We start from the raw sequence: 14,949 nt of genomic DNA, 5'->3' as shown, positions 1-14,949 counted from the left end.
CAACGGTTTCGCCGCGGCAGATGGCGATGCAATTGCAGCGAAGGACAGGACGAAAAGTCCCAGCGCGCCGCGCCGGGTGATCCGGCCGCGCAGACGGTCAGCTCTGTGGGATTCAAGGACCGCCATTACCGCGCAGCGCCTGTGCGGAACGCCGGCTGGGCGTGGATTTCAGGCACGGGTTTTCTCCAACACGACGCGGTTCAAAAATCTGGCTGTCGGCAGCCGATGGCAGGTTGACTATGAAACATGAGTTTAATAGTCAACATTGAAGATGACTAAACGAGTCAACAATTTTAAATTAGCACAGGGCGGAATGATCCTGCGCGCATCGCAGCCATAAGGGTTATCGAGATGGGGTTGAGTGCATATCGTGCGGCGCGTCGGCGAAGCCGGGCCCAGGGCCTCGTGGTCGCATCGCTTTCGACCCTGCTTTGCACCCAGGCCCTTGCGCAGGAAGCCACGACCGAGCTCAACCCGATCAATGTCGAGGGAAAGAGCGACAGCCCGGTCGGACCGGATGACGGCTACATCGCCAAAAACACCACCACCGGCTCGAAGACCGACACGCCGCTGAAGGAAATTCCACGCTCGATTTCGGTGGTGACCCGCAAGCAGCTCGACGACCGCCAGCCGGGGCAGCTTGAGGACGCCTTGTCCTATCTTGCCGGCGTCACCATCTCGCCATGGGGCATCGACGATCGCTTCGACCAATGCCTGATTCGTGGCTTCGACCTCTGCACGTCGGCGATCTATCGCGACGGGCTGCCGCAGAAGGTGATCGATTTCTCCGGCTTCAAGATCGAGCCCTACGGGCTGGAGCGAATCGAGGTGCTGAAGGGACCGTCCTCGGTTCTCTACGGCGAGAACGAGGCTGGCGGCATGGTCAATGCCGTCACCAAGCGGCCGACCGACAAGCCGATCTATGACGGCTTCCTCAGCTATGGCAGCTTCAACACGGTCGAGGCCGGGCTGGATATAGGTGGCCCGATCGACGATGCCGGCGTGTGGTCATACCGGCTGACCGGTCTGGTTCGCAACGGCGAGCTCGAAACCGACTATTCCCGCAACGATCGCATTTTCGTCGCGCCGGCGCTCAAGTGGCAGCCGGATGCGCAGACCTCGCTGACCATCCTGGCCAACTACCAGTGGGACAGGCTGACGCCGATTCAGTTTCTGCCGGCGCAGTACGGCAATCTGCCACGCAATTTCTTCACCGGCTCGCCCGATTTCGACCGTTTCGATGCCAACCACGGCTCGATCGGCTACCAGTTCAGCCATGAGTTCGACGACCATTGGACGGTGCGGCAGAACCTGCGCTACTCGCAGCAGGAAACCGACTACCGCCAGCTCTATTATGGCGAATGGCTTGGTGGCCCGGACATGATCGACGACCATACGATGTCGCGCACCCTGTTCACCGTGGACGAGACCGCAAGGCTGTTCAACGTCGACAACCAGGCCGAATACAAGGCTGACTTCGGGGCGGTCGAAAACAAGCTGTTGTTCGGTCTCGACTACAGCAGGCAGTCGGTCGACGGGCGCAACGGCTACGGCGAGGGTCCGCCGCTGGACACCCAGAGCCCGGACTATTCGATCCCGGTCACGCCGCCGAGCCTCATCATTACGGATCGCGTGGAGACGATCAGCCAGGTCGGTCTCTATGCACAAAACCAGTCCAAGATCGCCGACCACTGGATCCTGACCGTCGGCGGCCGGCAGGCCTGGATCGACCACACCAATTTCGACCGGCTCGATGATGCAGGCAGCTACGATCAGAAGGACCATGCCTTCACCGGCAATATCGGCATCGGCTATCTCTTCGATAATGGCCTGACGCCCTACGCCAGCTATGCCGAATCCTTCACCACCAATATCGGCCCGACCCAGTCCGGAGACGCGCTGCTGCCTTCGCTGGGCAAGCAGTACGAAGTCGGCGTGAAATACGAGCCGACCTTCTTCCCCGGCTTCGTCACCGCTTCGCTGTTCGACCTGCGCAAGACCAATGTGCCGACGGCAGCAGCCAATCCCGTCTACCAGGTCCAAACCGGAGAAGTCCGCCATCGCGGCCTGGAGATCGAGGCTAACGCCGACCTGGCTTCCGGCCTCAGCATGACGGCGGCCTACACCTATCTCGACGCGAAGATAACCAGCGATGCCGCCGACATCATCGGCAACCGCCCGGCCAGGGTGCCGGAGCACCAGGCATCGCTGTGGACCAATTACGAGGTTGGCAGCGGCGTGCTCGAGGGCCTGAGCGTCGGCGCCGGCGTGCGCTATATCGGCGCCAGCTTCGGCGACAATGCGAACACAGTGAACGTGCCTGGCCACACGCTGGTCGATGCGGCACTGCGCTACAAGAAGAATGGCTGGCAGGCGGCGCTCAACGTCTCCAACCTGTTCGACAAGACCTACTATTCGACCTGCTATGAGGCCGGCAGCAACAAAGACCTCAGCTGCATCTATGGCGAAGGCCGTGTCATCAAGGGCAGCCTCAGCATGAAGTTCTGATGCATGCCAGCCTGCCTGCCAGTGATCTGGCATGCAATAGCTGAAGCGCGTCGCATGGACCCGTGACGATGCGACGCGTCCAGGGTCGCGATCAGACGCGGCCGTGTTCCACATTCGCGTTGGCGGCAAGGCGATTTGGCCTTCGTCATGGTGCTGTGTGGGGTCACCGCCACCGAGAATCGCTGCCAGCGAAGCCCAATCCACATCCCGCATCATTTTTCCTCCACGAATGCATTCCATGATAGAGGGGTCCACGGTCGCCTTCGGGCAGCCGTGTCCTGGATTGCCTGAGACAAAAGACGGCCGGGGCACGAATCAAAAAGCCGGCGGCAAGCCGCCGCCCGAGGGCGTTAAAGACCGGTCGAACGCCTCAAGGCAGCGCGATCGGGTTGCACTCGGCGAGGCTTGATGATTTGTTGCCGCTATACGGAGAACGAATGATGCGAGAGCCTGCCGGTCAAGATGAATATGGGTCGACGAACCCCTTCGATCCGGACGACCTGCCGACGTTGAACGCGATCGGTCCGAGCATGGGAAGCGGCAACGATTTCGAGAAATACGCCGTGGCCGTGATCATAGTGTTCGGCGCGCTGATCATTGGCGGGCTGATGGCCGCGTCGATGGTCTTCGGGCACCGCAACGGCTTCCTCTTCGCGCTTGGCGGTGCCACGTCTGCCTGGATATCCGGAAACGCATTGCTGCTCGACCGGCCGCGCATCTATGCGCTGTTCGTCGGCATTGCCGCCCTGATGCTGATTGCGTCCACCCTCACGCTGGTCCTGTGACGACCATCCTGGCTATGAGCCAACCCTCTTGAGCAGCGGGCGATCGACCCGAATCGCCACGCTGCTCCAAGCCCTTCCTCTGAGCTATCCCCGGCCTCGCTAACCTCAATATCCGAGCGCCTCGCCAGAGGCGGCGCGGCTGTCGATGGCGCCGTTGTAGCGGGCGCCGCCGCCCTTCTCGATTTCCGCCAGGCTCTTGCCGCCGACCAGGATGCCCGCTGCCTGGCCCCAGGTCTGGTCAGCGAGATCGAGGTGATAACCCATGCCGGCCAGCAGCTTTTCGGTGTCCGGGGACAGACCGAACGGCTCGATATAGACCGTATCGGGCAGCCACTGGTGATGGATGCGCGGCGCGTCGATCGCCTCCTGGATGTTCATGCCGTGGTCGATGACGTTGACGATGGCTTCCAGCGTGATGGTGATGATGCGCGAACCGCCGGGACTGCCAATGACCATGAACGGCTTGCCGTCCTTGGCCACCACGGTCGGGCTCATCGATGACAGCGGCGTCTTTTTCGGTTGGATGGCATTGGCCTCACCCTGGACCAGGCCATAGAGGTTGGGCACGCCGGGCTTCTGGGTGAAATCGTCCATCTCGTTGTTGAGCAGGATGCCGGTTCCGTCGGCGACGACGCCGGCGCCGAAGGATCCGTTCAGCGTATAGGTGACCGCGACCGCATTACCGTCATTGTCGATGATCGAATAATGCGTCGTCTCCTTGCTCTCGCCAAAGCCCTTCGGCATCAGGTCCTGCGACACGCCGGCCCGGAACAGGTCGATCTTGTCGCGGATATCCTTGGCATAGGCCTTATCAAGCAGTTTCGAGACCGGATTGTCGACGAAATCGGGATCGCCGAGCGCTGAATTGCGGTCGACATAGGCATAGCGCATCGCCTCGACCATGACATGGACGGTCTCGGCGGAACCGGCGCCGAGATAGGATAAGGGATAGCCTTCGAGCACATTAAGGATTTCGCAGATGATGACACCGCCGGAACTCGGCGGCGGCGAGGAGGTGATCTCGTAGCCGCGATAACTACAGGTCACGGGCTTCAGCTCGCGCACCGCATATTGCTCGAAATCCGGCTTGGCCAGGATGCCACCCTTGGCGCCGCTCGCCTTGACGATGGCGTCGGCGATGGCGCCCTTGTAGAAGGCATCCGGGCCTTTTTCCGAAATGGCGGCGAGCGACGCGGCGAGGTCGGGCTGGACCAGGCGCTCGCCGATGCCATAGGGCTTGCCATCGGGTTTCAGGAAGATGGTGGCAGCCGCGGGATCCTTCGCCAGCCGGTCGGCGCTGCCGGCAAAAGAGGCGGCGTCGCCCTGATTGAGGATGAATCCGTCCTTGGCGTAGCTGATCGCCGGCGCCATCAGATCCTGTCGGGACAATTTGCCGTATTTTTCGCGCGCCATCTCTAAACCAGCCACCGAGCCAGGCACGCCGACCGCGAGATAGCCGTCAAGGCTGGCGCCCTTCACCGGTTTGCCGTCCTTGTCGAGATACATGGTCTTGGTTGCCGCCAGCGGCGCGCGTTCGCGGAAATCGAGGAAGGTCGAGTTGCCGTCCTTGAAACGGATGGTCATGAAGCCGCCGCCGCCGATATTGCCGGCATTGGGGTAGACGACGGCGAGCGCATAGCCGACGGCAACCGCCGCATCGACAGCATTGCCGCCCTTCTTCAAGACCTCGATGCCGACCTCGGACGCCAGATGCTGGGCCGTCACCACCATGCCATGCTCGCCCTTGGCTGGCGCCGGTGATGCAGCGAAGACGCTCGTCAACGGCGCCAGGACGAAGGTGATGGAAAGACTGGCGGCGATCAATATCCGACGGTTGAGAGGCATGGCGGTTCTCCGGGCGGGGGACACCTAGAAGACCGTGTTGGACGGATCGAGTCCATTCACAAAGTGCCCCCTCACGAAGCAAAACGGTGAGGGGCAATATCGGACGAGAGTTCGCCTCAGACGATCCCGCCCGAACCACCGGCGACCGCCGGGCGTTCCGCGGCGACCTTGGCGCGGTAGCCCGCTGCCCGATAGGCGGCGACCGGATCGATGGCGCCGCCGGTCTTCAGCCGCGCCATGGCCAGGATCGGCTCGACATCGGTGCGGTAGGCGGCTTTCAGCGTCTGCGTCGCCATCAGCGCGTCGTTGTTGTCCTGGTAGCCTTCCAGCGCCTTGCGGTCGACAAGCAGCGCCTGCGCATAGGCGCGCTGCACTTCGACGGCCGACAGCATCAGGCTTTCGATCGGGTCGGTGACGTTGTGGCTCTGGTCGAGCATGTGGGCGGGATCGAAACCCTCGGCGCCGGAAAGTTCGGCGTCGACCAGTTCGTTGAAGACGAGGAACAGCCGGTAAGGATCGATCGAACCGGCATCGAGGTCGTCGTCGCCATATTTCGAATCGTTGAAGTGGAAGCCGCCAAGCTTCTTGAACTGGATCAGCCGCGACACGATCATCTCGATGTTGACGTTGGGGGCATGGTGGCCGAGGTCGACCAGGCAGAACGCCTTGTCGCCCAGCTCCTGCGCGATCATGTAGTTGGTGCCCCAGTCCTGCACGACGGTGGAATAGAAGGCCGGTTCGTACATCTTGTGCTCGCTGAACAGCTTCCAGTCGGCGGGCAGTCCGGCGTAGATCTCCTTCATGGCGTCGAGATAGCGCTCGAATGCCTTGGCGAAATTGACCTGGCCTGGAAAATTCGAGCCGTCGCCGATCCACACCGTCAACGCCTTGGAGCCCAGCGTCTTGCCGATCTCGATGCATTCGAGATTGTGCTCGACCGCTTGCCGGCGCGTGCCGGCATCGGCATGCGACAGCGAGCCGAATTTGTAGGAGAGCTTCTGATCCCTGGCGTCGGAAAAGGTGTTGGAGTTCATGGCGTCGAAGCCGAGGCCGAAGCGCGAGGCCGCCTGCTTCAGCCGGTTCGGGTCTGCCTTGTCCCACGGAATGTGCAGCGACACGGTCGGCGTCGCCTGCGTCAATTGCTTGATGACGGCGCAATCCTCGATCTTGTCGAAGATGTCGCGCGGCTCGCCGGCGCCGGGAAAGCGGGCAAAGCGGGTGCCGCCGGTGCCGACACCCCAGGACGGGATCGCGACGGCGAATTTCTCGACCTTGTCATGGATGGCGTCGATGGCAATGCCGCGACGGTCGAGACGCTCGCCAAGCGAGGCATAGTCGCGCTCGAGGTTGACCTTGCGCGCGGCGTTGTCCTTGTCGACGAGGTCGATGGAGATGACGGATTCGGACACTGCTGTTCCTCCCAAAATGCGTTCAGTCAGCGCTGCCCCTCATCCGCCTGCCGGCACCTTCTCCCCGCAAAACGGGGGGAAGGGAAGCGCTTCGACGTTGGCTCAGCGCGTAAAGCTCTGCGCGTTGCCCGCGTCGACATTGATGATGTTGCCGGTGGACTTGGCCGACATGTCGGAGGCGAAGAAATAGATCGCCTCTGCGATGTCTTCCGGGAAGACCGAGCGCTTCAGCATCGAGCGCGAGCGATAGTGCTCCTCCAGATCGTCGGTCGACATCTTGTAGGCGGCGGCGCGCTGTTCCTTCCACTCGCCGGTCCAGATCTTCGAGCCGCGAAGCACCGCGTCCGGGTTGACGACATTGACCCTGATCTGGGCTTCCGCGCCCTCCAGCGCCAGGCAGCGGGCGAGATGGATCTCGGCGGCCTTGGCGGTGCAATAGGCGGCGGCGTTGGGCGAGGCGGCAAGGCCGTTCTTCGAAGCGACGAAGACGATGTTGCCGCCGATCTTTTGCACCCGGAACAGCCGGAACGCTTCCCGCGAGACCAGGAAATAACCGGTCGACAGGATGTCCATGTTCTTGTTCCACAGCGCCAGCGTCGTCTCCTCGATCGGAGCCGAAGAGGCGAGGCCGGCATTCGACACCAGAATGTCGATGCCGCCGAACTCGACCGCCGTCTCGGCAAAGCCCGAAATGACCTGGTCCTCCGAGGTGACGTTGATCAGCACCGGGCGGACGAAATCCTTGCCATAGGCCTTGGCCAGTTCGTCATTGGCGCTGGCGAGCGCTGTTTCGTCGATGTCGGCCAGCACGACGCAGGCGCCTTCGCGCAGCAGCCGGTTGGCCGTCGCGCGGCCGATACCACCGGCGCCGCCGGTGACCAGCGCGATCTGGCCGGCAAGCGACTTCGGTTTCGGCATGCGCTGCAGCTTCAGATCCTCGAGTAGCCAGTACTCGATGTCGAAGGCTTCTTGTGCGGGCAGGCCGACATAGGACGAGACGGTCGATGCACCGCGCATGACGTTGATGGCGTTGACGTAGAACTCACCCGAAATACGCGCCGTCGCCTTGTCGCCGGCGAAGGTGAACATGCCGACGCCGGGCATCAGGTAGACGACGGCATTGGGATCGCGGATGGCGGGTGAGTCCGGGTGCTTGCAGCTGTCGTAATAGGCCTGGTAGCCAACACGATAAGCGGCGACATCGTCGGCGAGGCGCGCGATGACGGCATCGACATCGGGTTTTGCCGGATCGAACTCGATCACCAGCGGGCGGATCTTGGTGCGCAGGAAATGGTCCGGGCACGAGGTGCCGAGTGCCGCCAGCGGCCGCAAATCCCTGGAGTTGACGAATTCGAGCACAGCGGCGGAATCATCGAAATGGCCTGTTTTGTGGCTCTTTTCCGAGATCAGGCCGCGGATTTTCGGCATCAATTTTGCCGCAATGGCACGGCGTTCGGCGGCGTCGAGCGACTTGACCACTTCACCGCCGAAGATGGCCAGGCCCTCGGAGCGGCGCTCGAACCATTCGATCGCCTGGTTGATCACCGAGATCGTCGTCTCGTAGCATTCCAGAGGGGTGTCGCCCCAGGTGAACAGGCCATGGCTTTCCAGGATGACGCCCTTGGCGGCGGGATGTTCGAGGCAGAATTTCTCCAGCCACAGGCCGAGTTCGAAGCCGGGGCGCTTCCATGGCAGCCAACCGATGGCGTCGCCGAAGATCTCCTTGGTCAGCGCCTTGGAATCCTTGGCGGCGGCAATGGCGATGATGGCATCGGGATGCATGTGGTCGACAAAAGGCTTCGGCACGTAGGCATGCAGCGGCGTGTCGATCGAGGCCGCGCGAGGATTCAGGTTGAACGTGCAGTGAGGCAGATACCCCACCATCTCGTCTTCGTGCTCGACGCCGCGATAAAGGCCTTTGAGGGCGCGCAGCTTGTCCATGTAGAGCGTGGCGAAACCATCAAGCTTGATCGAAGCACTGTCGCCGCCCGAACCCTTGACCCACAGCACTTCGACGGTCTCGCCGGTGAGCGGATCTTTCTGCCAGATCTTCGAGGACGTGTTGCCGCCGCCATAGTTGGTGACGCGCTTGTCCGAGCCGAGCGTGTTCGAGCGATAGACCAGAAGTTCCGGCTCGCTCATCGCTTGAGCCTTGGCCTCATCCCACAGATTGGCGAGGCGCGCGCCGGTGCGCTTGTCGAGCATAGGGTATCCTCCCGAAAGGCACGCAAAGGTGCGGCCCATTTGGCCTGAATTTCCACGGAAGCATCTGGCTTGTCAATCATAAACGATCAAGATCGATCATATTGCACTGCACAATGAAATTATATGATCGGAAATGATTGACACTGCGCGTTTTGGGTGCCTAGATGCTTAGGCAGGGAGGAACCATGCACGAAAAAGAGCGCCACAGGATTATTCTGTCCGCCGTCCAGGAAAAGCCTGTTGTGACGGTGCAGGAGATGGTCGACCTGACGGAGTCCTCCGAGGCGACGATCCGGCGCGATATCGCGGCTCTCCATGTCCAGAAACGCCTGCGCCGCGTGCGCGGTGGCGCTGAAGCAATCTCGCCGCCGCAGTTCATCGGGCTGGCCGGCCGGCCCTTTTCCGTCAACGAAACCATCAACGCCTCGCAGAAGCGGGCAATCGCGCGTGAAGCGGTCGAGCTGTGCAAGGATGGCGAGCCGATCATCATCAATGGCGGCACCACCACCTTCCAGATGGTGCATTTCCTGACCGGCCGCCGCATGCCGATCTTCACCAATTCGTTCCCGATCGCCGAGCACCTGCTCAAGCATTCCAAGAACACGGTGATGTTGTCGGGAGGCACCATCTATCGCGAGCAGAACATCATCCTGTCGCCCTTCGACAATGACGTGACGCGCAATTTCTATGCGCGCCGCATGTTCATGGGCGCGCAGGGGCTCGGGCCGCTCGGCCTGATGGAGGGCGATCCGCTGCTGATCCAGGCGGAGCAGAAGCTGATCGACCAGGCCGACGAACTGGTGGTGCTGGTCGACTCGTCAAAATTCCGCAAACGCTCCAGCCTGATCCTGTGCGGCCTGTCGCGCATCGCTACCGTCATCACCGATGACGGCATCGAGGATCGGGAGGCCAAGATGTTAGAGACCGCCGGCGTGACGCTGATCGTCGCCCGCAAATCGGCAAAGGAAGAATCTTCACTGCAGGCCTGAGACACCCTCACGCCCGCAGCGACGATGGAATGCAACGCTCAAGGGAGGATATTCGATGAGCTTCTTGAAGAAATTGATGGTAACGGCGGCCTTTTCAGCCGCCATGTTCGTGAATGCAGCCTATGCCGAAAACGTCAAGATCGCGCTGGTGGTGAAGTCGCTTGGCAACGGCTTCTTCGATGCCGCCAACAAGGGCGCCGAAGAGGCGGCCAAGGAACTCGGCGATGTCGACATCATCTACACCGGCCCGACCAAGGCGACCGCCGAAGCGCAGATCGAAGTGGTCAATTCGCTGATCGCCCAGAAGGTCAACGCCATCGCCATTTCGGCCAATGACGCGGATGCGCTGGTGCCGGTGCTGAAGAAGGCCATGGAGCGCGGCATCACCGTCATCTCGTGGGATTCGGGCGTCGCCAAGGAAGGCCGCCAGCTTCACCTCAACCCGTCCGATACCGGCCTGATCGGCGAGACCATCATCAAGCTCGCCGCCGACTACCTGCCTGAAGGCGGCGACGTCGCCATCCTGTCGGCCTCCTCGACCGCGACCAACCAGAACGCCTGGATCGATGCGGCCAAGAAAATCCTGCCGGAGAAGTTCCCCAAGATCAAACTCGTCGCCACCGTCTATGGCGATGACGATTCGGCCAAGAGCACGGACGAGGCCAAGGGCCTGCTGAAGTCCTACCCGAACCTCAAGGCGATCATAGCGCCGACCACCGTCGGCGTCGTTGCCGCCGCCCAGGTCGTCACCGACGAAAACCTGATCGGCAAGATCAATGTCACCGGCCTCGCGCTGCCGTCCGAGTTCAAGAAATTCATCGACAACGGTTCCAGCCAGGCGGTCGCGCTGTGGAACCCGATCGACCTCGGCTACTCGGCCGTCTACCTCGCCCATGATCTGGCAGTGAAGAAGGAAGAGGCGAAGCCCGGCGCCACGCTGTCGATCGGCCGCGTCGGCAAGGTCACGCTCGACGACACCAATTCGGCTGCGATGGCTCCGCCCTTCCAGTTCGACAAGTCGAACATCGAGAAGTTCTCCAAGATCTATTGATCTGGAGCCCTTTCAGGCTGTCGCGGCGGGGCTCACGTCCCGCCGCGACTTTAAACGGACCTTGTTTTCAGGGCTTGATACGACTATGGACACGACAGCCCAACCCGGCACGGTGAAGGAGCGGCCTCTGGCCTCGGCCCCACGCCTGACTCTGTCCGGCATCTCCAAAAGCTTTCCCGGCGTGCGCGCGCTGCACAATGTCAGCCTGTCGCTCTATCCGGGCCAGGTAACCGCGCTGATCGGCGAGAACGGCGCCGGCAAGTCGACGCTGGTCAAGATCATGACCGGCATCTACCAGCCTGACGAGGGCACAATCAGCATCGACGGCCAGGCCGTCACCCTGCCCAGCGCGCATGCCGCCTTCGGCTATGGCGTCACCGCCATCCACCAGGAAACCGTGCTGTTCGACGATTTGACGGTTGCCGAAAATATCTTTCTCGGCCACGCGCCACGCACGCGCTTCGGCACCATCGACTGGCGCACGATGCGCAAGAATGCGCGCGAGGTGCTCGACACCATGCATGCCGGCCATATCGGCGCCGACGCGCGGCTGAAGGACCTCGGCATCGCCAACAAGCATCTGGTCGCCGTTGCGCGTGCCATGTCGATCGACGCGCAGATCGTCATCATGGACGAGCCGACCGCCGCCCTTTCGATGAAGGAGATCGAGGAGCTTTTCCTGCTCATCGAGTTCCTCAAGAGCGAAGGCAAGGCGATCCTGTTCATCAGCCACAAGTTCGACGAGATCTACCGCATCGCCGACCGCTACACGGTGTTCCGCGATGGCGAGATGGTCGGTGAAGGCCTGATCAGGGATGCCGGCCAGAGCCAGATCGTGCGCCTGATGGTCGGCCGCGCCGTCGATCACATCTTCCCGCAACGCAAGGCCGAGATCGGCGCACCGGTGCTCTCCGTCTCAGGCCTGTCGCACCCGACCGAGTTCAACAATATCGGCTTCGAGCTGCACAAGGGCGAAATCCTCGGCTTCTACGGCCTGGTCGGCGCTGGGCGCAGCGAGGTGATGCAGGCGATATCAGGCATTACCCGCACCTCAAGCGGCACGATCACGCTGGAAGGCAAGACGATCGCGCCGAAATCGGCGGCGGATTCCATCGATGCCGGCATCGTCTATGTGCCGGAAGAACGCGGCAAGCAAGGCGTGGTGATCGGCCTGCCGATCTTCCAGAACGTCTCGCTGCCGTCGCTCAAGCGCACCTCCAAGTCAGGCCTGCTTCGGTTGTCCGAGGAATTTGCGCTCGCCCGTTCCTACACCGAGCGGCTCGACCTGCGCGCTTCGTCGCTCAGCCAGGATGTCGGCACGCTGTCGGGTGGCAACCAGCAGAAGATCGTCATCGCCAAATGGCTGGCGACCGCGCCCAAGGTGATCATCCTGGACGAGCCGACCAAGGGCATCGACATCGGCTCCAAGGCCGCCGTGCACGGCTTCATGGCCGAGTTGGTGGCGCAAGGCCTGTCGGTGATCATGGTGTCGTCGGAACTGCCTGAAATCCTCGGCATGTCCGACCGCGTCGTCGTCATGCGCGAGGGTCTCGTCGCAGCGGTCTACGACAACAAGGGACTGGACGCCGAGACGCTTGTCAGGACAGCAGCAGGGATCGCGGCATGAAGGCTTTCCTCAAATACCGTGAAATCTGGCTGTTCGCGGCCATCGTCGTGCTGATCGGATTGATCTCGACGCGCTTCCCGGCCTTTGCCGACCCCGGCAATCTGCGCCAGGTGTTCAACGACACCTCGATCCTGATGATCCTGGCGCTGGGCCAGATGGTCGTCATCCTGACCCGGTCGATCGATCTGTCGATGGCGTCCAACCTCTGCTTCACCGGCATGGTGGTGGCGATGCTGAACGCCGCGCATCCGGCGATCCCGATCCCGCTGCTGATCGTCATCGCACTGCTGGTCGGGCTGGTGCTCGGCGCCATCAACGGCCTTTTGGTGTGGCGGCTAAACATCCCTTCGATCGTGGTCACATTGGGTACGCTGACCATCTATCGCGGCGCCACCTTCGTCCTGTCCGGCGGCGCCTGGGTCAATGCCGACAAGATGAGCCCGGACTTCATCGGCTTCCAGCGTGCGGCCTTCCTCGGCATTCCGGTGCTGTCGTGGATCGCCATCCTGGTCATTGCGCTGTTCTTCGTCTTGATGACGCGCACCGCGCTCGGCCGCTCGATCTATGCCATCGGCGTCAACCCGACGGCTTCAGTCTATGCCGGCATTGATGTCGGCCGGACGAAATTCATCGTCTTCTGCATCTCCGGCATGATCGGCGGCCTCTCCGGCTATCTCTGGATCTCGCGCTATGTGATTGCCTCGGTCGAGGTCGCCAACGGCTATGAGCTCAACATCATTGCCGCCTGCGTCATCGGCGGCATTTCCATCGCCGGCGGCATCGGCTCGGTCGGCGGCGCGGTGCTCGGCGCGCTGTTCCTCGGCATCATCTCCAACGCACTGCCGGTCATCAACATCTCGCCCTTCTGGCAGATGGCGATTTCGGGCAGCGCCATCATTCTGGCCGTCGTGCTCAACGCGCGCGGCGAACGCCAGCAAGGCCGCATCATCCTCAGAAAGGTGGAGGCGGTGACGTGACCGACATCCCTGCCCCGCGCCACATTCCCGACAGGCTCGACAAGCCGTTCCGTGCGGCGATCTTTTCCTGGGAAGCGCTGCTGGTCGTGGTGGCCGTCGCCATCTTCGCCATCAACAGCTTCGCCTCGCCCTATTTCCTCGACCCGTATTCGCTGTCCGATCTCACCTTCAATTTCACCGAGAAGGGTCTGATCGCCTTTGCCATGGCGCTGCTGATCATTTCGGGCGAGATCGACCTGTCGGTCGCCGCCATCATCGCGCTGGCGTCGACCATGATGGGCATGGCGGTGCAGGCCGGCGCCGGCACACCGGTGCTGGTGGCGATCGGCATCGTCGTCGGGCTCGGCTGCGGCGCCTTCAACGGGCTGCTGGTGACAAGGCTTGGCTTGCCGTCCATCGTCGTCACCATCGGCACAATGAGCCTGTTTCGCGGCATCGCCTTCATCATCCTCGGCGACCAGGCCTACAAGGGCTATCCCTCGAGCTTCGCCTTCTTCGGCCAGGGTTACGTCTGGTGGGTGGTGTCGTTCGAACTGGTGCTCTTCCTGATCGCGGCCGTCGTTTACTGGTTCCTCTTGCACCGCACGAGTTTCGGCCGCCGCGTCTTTGCCATCGGCAACAACCCGGTCGCAGCACAATTTTCCGGCGTGCGCGTCGGCCGCACCAAGTTCATCCTGTTCTGCCTGACCGGGCTGATGTCGGGCATCGCCTCGGTGCTGATAACCTCGCGGCTCGGTTCGACGCGACCGTCGATCGCACAGGGTTACGAGCTGGAAGTCATCACCATGGTGGTACTCGGCGGCGTCAGCATTCTTGGTGGCGCCGGCAGCATTGTTGGCGTCGTGCTCGCCGCCTTCATCATGGGGCTGGTGACCTTCGGGCTTGGCCTGCTCAACGTGCCCGGCATCGTCATGTCGATCTTCATCGGCCTGCTGCTGATCATCGTCATCGCGCTGCCGATTGTCTGGCGGCGGCTGCGTGGTAACAGCTGATGCCTGAGAAATACGCGTTCAAGATGAAGCTCAAGCCGGGCATGAAGGCCGAGTACAAGCAGCGCCACGACGAGATCTGGCCGTCGCTGGTCTTATTGCTCAAACAGGCCGGCGTCTCCGATTATTCCATCCATCTCGACGAAGAGACCAATATCCTGTTCGGCGTGCTGTGGCGGCGAGACAACCACAGCATGGACGCACTGCCCAAGCATCCGGTGATGCAGCGCTGGTGGGCACACATGGCCGACATCATGGAGACCAGGCCGGACAACGAGCCGGTGGCCGTGCCGCTGGAAACCGTGTTCCATATGGCATGAGTGCGATGCGCCACGTCGCCGTCATCGACATCGGCAAGACCAACGCCAAAGTGGCGCTGGTCGACCTCACGACGTTGAGCGAGGTCGCGCTGCGCCGCACGGCCAATGCGCCGGTGCGGCTAGCGCCCTACCCCCACCACGATGTCGAGGCACTGTGGACGTTCATCCTCGACAGCCTCGACAGCCTTGCCAGCCTCAACCGCGAACAGCGCATCGACGCCATTTCGATCACGACACATGGCGC

At 62.1% G+C, this 14,949-nt stretch carries 12 protein-coding genes and 1 pseudogene; 10 read left to right on the top strand and 3 right to left on the bottom strand.

All coding sequences use genetic code 11. The features are described 5' to 3' along the window. The 3 genes from EN935_RS41400 to EN935_RS41875 all read left to right on the top strand — a co-directional run. On the top strand, positions 1-250 hold a 250-nt coding region (locus tag EN935_RS41400; RefSeq protein ID WP_206534498.1), incomplete at its 5' end, for a hypothetical protein. A gap of 155 nt (positions 251-405) precedes the next feature. After that, entirely contained in the window at positions 406-2,508 is a 2,103-nt protein-coding gene (locus EN935_RS05925; protein WP_164757558.1) for a TonB-dependent siderophore receptor, read from the top strand. A 437-nt stretch (positions 2,509-2,945) separates the two neighbouring features. Next, positions 2,946-3,293: a hypothetical protein gene (locus tag EN935_RS41875; protein WP_164548579.1), complete on the top strand. Its 348-nt coding sequence runs from the start codon at positions 2,946-2,948 to the stop codon at positions 3,291-3,293. Between the two features lie 105 nt (positions 3,294-3,398). Here the strand turns inward: EN935_RS41875 and ggt are convergent, their stop codons facing one another. From ggt to EN935_RS05905, 3 genes are all read right to left on the bottom strand, one after another. Continuing rightward, entirely contained in the window at positions 3,399-5,138 is a 1,740-nt protein-coding gene (gene ggt, locus EN935_RS05915; protein ID WP_127262711.1) for a gamma-glutamyltransferase, read from the bottom strand. A gap of 116 nt (positions 5,139-5,254) precedes the next feature. Next, positions 5,255-6,547: an L-rhamnose catabolism isomerase gene (gene rhaI, locus EN935_RS05910; RefSeq protein ID WP_127262710.1), complete on the bottom strand. Its 1,293-nt coding sequence runs from the start codon at positions 6,545-6,547 to the stop codon at positions 5,255-5,257. 102 nt (positions 6,548-6,649) lie between these two features. Continuing rightward, positions 6,650-8,752: a bifunctional rhamnulose-1-phosphate aldolase/short-chain dehydrogenase gene (locus EN935_RS05905; protein ID WP_109666613.1), complete on the bottom strand. Its 2,103-nt coding sequence runs from the start codon at positions 8,750-8,752 to the stop codon at positions 6,650-6,652. 185 nt (positions 8,753-8,937) lie between these two features. Here EN935_RS05905 and EN935_RS05900 point away from each other — a divergent pair, with 185 nt between their 5' ends. From EN935_RS05900 to EN935_RS05870, 7 genes and pseudogenes are all read left to right on the top strand, one after another. Then, complete coding sequence (locus tag EN935_RS05900; protein ID WP_057145053.1) at positions 8,938-9,741, top strand: DeoR/GlpR family DNA-binding transcription regulator; 804 nt, start codon at positions 8,938-8,940, stop codon at positions 9,739-9,741. 55 nt (positions 9,742-9,796) lie between these two features. Further along, positions 9,797-10,792 (top strand): rhamnose ABC transporter substrate-binding protein, encoded by a 996-nt coding sequence (gene rhaS, locus EN935_RS05895; protein WP_127262709.1) that lies wholly within the window; start codon positions 9,797-9,799, stop codon positions 10,790-10,792. A gap of 85 nt (positions 10,793-10,877) precedes the next feature. Further along, the gene (locus tag EN935_RS05890; RefSeq protein ID WP_127262708.1) at positions 10,878-12,419 is read left to right on the top strand and encodes a sugar ABC transporter ATP-binding protein; all 1,542 of its coding nucleotides are present in this window, start codon (positions 10,878-10,880) and stop codon (positions 12,417-12,419) included. Then, positions 12,416-13,396, top strand: coding sequence for an ABC transporter permease (locus EN935_RS05885; RefSeq protein ID WP_109666605.1), 981 nt, complete (start codon positions 12,416-12,418; stop codon positions 13,394-13,396). Before EN935_RS05890 ends, EN935_RS05885 begins: the two co-directional genes overlap by 4 nt. After that, positions 13,393-14,388, top strand: a complete 996-nt coding sequence (locus EN935_RS05880) for an ABC transporter permease (RefSeq protein WP_127262707.1) — start codon at positions 13,393-13,395, stop codon at positions 14,386-14,388. The genes EN935_RS05885 and EN935_RS05880 overlap by 4 nt, the downstream gene beginning before the upstream one ends. After that, on the top strand, positions 14,388-14,705 hold the full coding sequence (gene rhaM / locus EN935_RS05875; RefSeq protein WP_127262706.1) for an L-rhamnose mutarotase: 318 nt from the start codon (positions 14,388-14,390) through the stop codon (positions 14,703-14,705). The genes EN935_RS05880 and rhaM overlap by 1 nt, the downstream gene beginning before the upstream one ends. After that, positions 14,702-14,949, top strand: a pseudogene (locus EN935_RS05870) (carbohydrate kinase); the annotation flags it as partial. The gene rhaM and the pseudogene EN935_RS05870, both read left to right, overlap by 4 nt.

Origin of the sequence: Mesorhizobium sp. M7D.F.Ca.US.004.03.1.1 (assembly GCF_003998635.1) — a bacterium.
Classification (GTDB): domain Bacteria; phylum Pseudomonadota; class Alphaproteobacteria; order Rhizobiales; family Rhizobiaceae; genus Mesorhizobium; species Mesorhizobium loti.
The sequence above is the reverse complement of the archived record's forward strand: the minus strand, read 5'-3'. Positions and strand labels throughout refer to the sequence as shown.

Excerpts from the sequence above, each read along its gene's own strand:
- EN935_RS41875 (WP_164548579.1), top strand. The coding sequence starts at position 2,946 with ATGATGCGAGAGCCTGCCGGTCAAGATGAATATGGGTCGACGAACCCC.
- ggt (WP_127262711.1), bottom strand. The coding sequence starts at position 5,138 with ATGCCTCTCAACCGTCGGATATTGATCGCCGCCAGTCTTTCCATCACC.
- EN935_RS05905 (WP_109666613.1), bottom strand. The coding sequence starts at position 8,752 with ATGCTCGACAAGCGCACCGGCGCGCGCCTCGCCAATCTGTGGGATGAG.
- EN935_RS05900 (WP_057145053.1), top strand. The coding sequence starts at position 8,938 with ATGCACGAAAAAGAGCGCCACAGGATTATTCTGTCCGCCGTCCAGGAA.
- rhaS (WP_127262709.1), top strand. The coding sequence starts at position 9,797 with ATGAGCTTCTTGAAGAAATTGATGGTAACGGCGGCCTTTTCAGCCGCC.
- EN935_RS05890 (WP_127262708.1), top strand. The coding sequence starts at position 10,878 with ATGGACACGACAGCCCAACCCGGCACGGTGAAGGAGCGGCCTCTGGCC.
- EN935_RS05885 (WP_109666605.1), top strand. The coding sequence starts at position 12,416 with ATGAAGGCTTTCCTCAAATACCGTGAAATCTGGCTGTTCGCGGCCATC.
- rhaM (WP_127262706.1), top strand. The coding sequence starts at position 14,388 with ATGCCTGAGAAATACGCGTTCAAGATGAAGCTCAAGCCGGGCATGAAG.